Source organism: Flavihumibacter cheonanensis (assembly GCF_022352215.1).
Classification (GTDB): Bacteria; Bacteroidota; Bacteroidia; order Chitinophagales; family Chitinophagaceae; genus Flavihumibacter; species Flavihumibacter cheonanensis.
In genome coordinates this window covers 1-3743 of sequence record NZ_JAKRWF010000012.1, presented here as the reverse complement: position 1 = coordinate 3743, position 3743 = coordinate 1, and the positions used below count along the sequence as shown (strand labels likewise).

Here is a 3743-nt window from a genome sequence, read left to right as displayed (position 1 = left end):
ATGAACAGCAGTTCCTATCTGTACAGTAGTTCAGGCTATGTACAGATTCATCATAAGCTCAGAAAATATAACAGTAACAAATAAATGAACAGCGGTTCAGGCAATAGTGCTTCGTTACCAGCACTGCACAAAGCTGCCGGCCGTTGCCTGCAATCAAAAATGGACATCCTGAGACTTCAAAAATATGAAAGGCGACCCTTGTCAAATGACAAAGAAGTCACCCCTCTTAAAAATCTAATAAACAACAAGAAGGGGTTTCAAAGTAATAATTCATTGAACGACAAAGGAATAAATAAATATAAAAAAGAGTTTACTGAATTTTTTATCAATGATAAACCTTTGTCAAAGCTGCTGGACAATTTCTATAATACGAAAACAAGTATTCTAGACAACTGGACAGGTGTGTTAGGAACAAATCAAAAGAAAGATGTAGTAAAGATTAAACAATTACTAAATAAAGAAGTAACAGATAAAGATATAAGGCAAATATATCCTGCATCATGGTCGGACGATGAATTCAAATGGTATTTAGAAAAGTATAGAGAAGAGTTAGTAAACCCTGAAATCTTGATATATTGTTGTAGCGAATGTGGCGACACTGATTGTGGAGGAATAACTATAAAAATTAAAAGAACAAACAGCTCTGTAATTTGGACAATAAAAGATGACAAAAATGAGCTAAACTTTGAGTTTGATAAGTATTCCTATTTTGATGTATTAAACAACTATTTAAAAATGGTATCAAAATGATATTGACTGCAGGCAACACGCAGTTTTGCGCAATGCTGGCGGGACATCGGTACAATGAACAGCAGATCCCTTCTGTACACCAGTCCAGGCTATGTATAGATTCATCATCAGATCAGGAAATATAACATTAACAAATAAATGAACAGCGGACCGGGCAGAGGTGCTTCATTACCAGCACTGCGCAAAGCTGCCGGCCGTTGTGTGCAACCTCTTTTTAGCAGCGTTCAATTTTGAGCGGGTTATTTGACAGTTCCTAATGACAAAAAAACCTTTCCATTTCCTGATACTTATTTTGACGCTTGCTTTTGCAGCTTGCAACAAAGCGACACCAGCAGGTTTTTGGAAAAACTACAAAAAGGACTTAGTTGTAAAAAACATTAGCGACCAAGGACTTTACGGCGGACACAGGGTAGTTTGTTGGAAAAGCGACAGGGCAAACACTTTCAATTTTAAAGAAGTTCATGACTTTGCAAACAATAACGGGTGGACTCTTGTGGACAGCGCAGACTTCAATCAAGAACAAACGAGCAAGTGGGTTTATGACAACAATCCAATTTTTCCTCTTTCCCATACAGGTTTAAATGACCCAGCAAAAAATATTTCAACTTATGCAGATTTCCCAAGGTGGTTTGGCGGACATGTTAAGGTTTACAGATTTAAAACAGGTTGGATTACAATAGAACCGGGAACCGATAACTCACTTGAAGAAAACGGTTTTGTCGTAATCAATAGCGACAGGACGGAAATGGCAGTTTATCATTTGTGGGGAGAGTAAAAAGGTATGCACACAACAAGTGCATTTGCAATAGCATGGCTGACGGAATAAACTTCGGCTGTAAATCATTTTTCAACTTTTGTTACGGCAGACATTACGCTGTTGGTCATTAGTTGTTAACTTCAACATCAGTTTTTACAATTTTGCATTTGTATCAGGCTGACAGTTTGCTCTTGCCATGCCATCGCAAATGCTTCAACGTTGCGCGGCATTAACTTAAACCTGTTTATGAAAAAAGCACCCTATTTACTTACCCTGGCTGCAATAGCTGTAATTGCCACCGCATTTAACAGTTTCAATGGACCCCCCAATGCGACACATATTTTGGGTAATAACAAAGGATATGCAACCCATGGCGACAGAGGAGCAGACCAAAAGAATAATGTAGACTTTAGCACTACTGACATAAATATGTATTCCAAATTGGACTCGTTGTGTAGTGGATTGTATAGTAAGCAAAAAGCGCTCACGGACATCAAATCAGGAAAGGCCAGGTTGCTAGTTCAGGGAGGTATCGCTGCTGTCTACTATCCTACTGATAAATCATTCCGCGAGAAATATAAAATAGGATATGAACTGTTTGGCTGTGTAGCTCCAGCGACGATTAACTGTTTAGAAGAATACAACCAGGTGGTTTTTGAACATCTCCAGAGTACCTATGGCGACAAGTGGAAAAATGAAGTCAGAAAGGATGTGATTGGTTTGAGCACCCAATAACGACCGCGCAACAAAGGGTTTGGCGTCAGTGGGGCGCAACGAACAAACAATCAGCTTTTACTATAATTCAACATTTGATCCGGCAGCTGAATCAAATTCAGATTAAGAATCGAAATTCAACATTAGTAAATATATGGGCAATGGTCCAGGCGGGACAATAATAATTTCCCCACCGAACGCCAAGCCCTGAACGTTGGCTGCAACCCTATAAGGACCCTGTCTGCGTGTCAAGGATGGAACTTTTATAAAACATTGAATATGCTTTTATTAATTCTTACAATTGTTTTTATTCTTATAGCCTTAGGTGCATGCACTATAACCGGACTTATTAAAATAATACTTTTTAGAAATCAAAAAGACACTTACCGACACATTCTTAAATTTGGATTACTTGGAGAGCTTATGGGAATAATTATTGCAATGGGATATTTATTTAAACCAGAGAATGACAAGTCGGATGTGCCAGTAGCATTAATTACAGTCCCTGGATACTTAATGTTAGTAGGACTTTTAATAGGCAGTATTTTATCGTATTTAAAAGGCCGAAAATCAATAATTACCTAAAACTAATGGCACTTTTACAAGCGGCATTAGCAGGTGGATATATCTTAATGATATTTTATGTTCCATACTTAATCATTGGGACAATGATTTTGAGTAGCTTTTTTATGAAAACCTATTGGAAATTTATTAATAAAAGACATTATATAATTGACGGTAAACCATATTATAAAGATCCATTTGCATATATTACAAGCGTTATAGCTTCTATTTTCATTCTGAGTCTAATTTTCTATTATACACTTAGTTTCTTAGGTAAAACATTTAATATTTTTCTATTTGGGTAAGATTGAGAAAAAGGGTGTGCAGCCAACATGAGTATTAGCAAAAGCAGGGCGGGACGTTGGAACTTCAACAGAATATCATAGATGAACGTAAGTCCAAGCTTTTTAAGGTTACAATGTAGCTTTAGGTTATAAATATGATCTTTTGTAAATAATATATCGATAGACCGGGCGGGACATTAATAATGGCCCTGCCTTCGCCAATACTTGAACGTTGTGCGTCATGCACACCCAAACTACACAAGTGATACACCTTAATCATTATAGCAAATGTGGAGCTTTAAATCGGTAACAATAGACAATATTCCAGGTCGAATTGTAGAAGCGGCAGTAAGAAAATTTGCTACTAAGAGACATACATTGTTGGACTTCCAATCTTCAGCAACTTATGTTGGGACAGAGAAATATTTTCTAGGATTAGAGAAGGAAAAAAGCATAGAGCTTACTCGTATTCGCTCTCCATTTGAAAGACTTCTTCCCAAACTTGTTATTAATTTTGATAAAAATGATGGATTTAGGAGATATAAAATTTCTAAGTTCAAGTAATTAGTGCAATTTTCTGTTGTAGCACTTGGTTAGGTGTTTTATAATTAAATTTTCGAACTGGTCTGTTATTTAGCAATGTTTCCACTGTTTTTATTTCTTCATTTGTCACG

5 protein-coding genes and 1 pseudogene are annotated in these 3743 nt (G+C 36.7%); 5 read left to right on the top strand and 1 reads right to left on the bottom strand.

Features of this window, described 5'->3' with window-relative positions; translation table 11 throughout:
• Positions 1-84 precede the first annotated feature (84 nt).
• The 5 genes from MD536_RS20895 (at position 85) to MD536_RS20875 (ending at position 3633) form a co-directional block, all read left to right on the top strand.
• Positions 85-750, top strand: a complete 666-nt coding sequence (locus tag MD536_RS20895) for a hypothetical protein (protein ID WP_239603739.1) — start codon at positions 85-87, stop codon at positions 748-750.
• A 256-nt stretch (positions 751-1006) separates the two neighbouring features.
• Entirely contained in the window at positions 1007-1525 is a 519-nt protein-coding gene (locus MD536_RS20890) for a hypothetical protein (protein ID WP_239603738.1), read from the top strand.
• Between the two features lie 228 nt (positions 1526-1753).
• Complete coding sequence (locus MD536_RS20885) at positions 1754-2242, top strand: FEKKY domain-containing protein (protein ID WP_239603737.1); 489 nt, start codon at positions 1754-1756, stop codon at positions 2240-2242.
• Positions 2243-2500: 258 nt separating this feature from the next.
• Positions 2501-2806 (top strand): hypothetical protein, encoded by a 306-nt coding sequence (locus MD536_RS20880; RefSeq protein WP_234868363.1) that lies wholly within the window; start codon positions 2501-2503, stop codon positions 2804-2806.
• 551 nt (positions 2807-3357) lie between these two features.
• Positions 3358-3633 (top strand): hypothetical protein, encoded by a 276-nt coding sequence (locus MD536_RS20875; RefSeq protein ID WP_239603736.1) that lies wholly within the window; start codon positions 3358-3360, stop codon positions 3631-3633.
• Here the strand turns inward: MD536_RS20875 and MD536_RS22305 are convergent.
• Positions 3626-3743 (bottom strand): annotated as a pseudogene (locus tag MD536_RS22305) (IS30 family transposase); the annotation flags it as partial. The gene MD536_RS20875 and the pseudogene MD536_RS22305 sit on opposite strands and share 8 nt — an antisense overlap.

What these genes read in the sequence shown, in the direction of transcription:
- MD536_RS20895 (WP_239603739.1), top strand. Translation starts at nt 85, where the DNA reads ATGAACAGCGGTTCAGGCAATAGTGCTTCGTTACCAGCACTGCACAAA.
- MD536_RS20890 (WP_239603738.1), top strand. Translation starts at nt 1,007, where the DNA reads ATGACAAAAAAACCTTTCCATTTCCTGATACTTATTTTGACGCTTGCT.
- MD536_RS20885 (WP_239603737.1), top strand. Translation starts at nt 1,754, where the DNA reads ATGAAAAAAGCACCCTATTTACTTACCCTGGCTGCAATAGCTGTAATT.
- MD536_RS20880 (WP_234868363.1), top strand. Translation starts at nt 2,501, where the DNA reads ATGCTTTTATTAATTCTTACAATTGTTTTTATTCTTATAGCCTTAGGT.
- MD536_RS20875 (WP_239603736.1), top strand. Translation starts at nt 3,358, where the DNA reads ATGTGGAGCTTTAAATCGGTAACAATAGACAATATTCCAGGTCGAATT.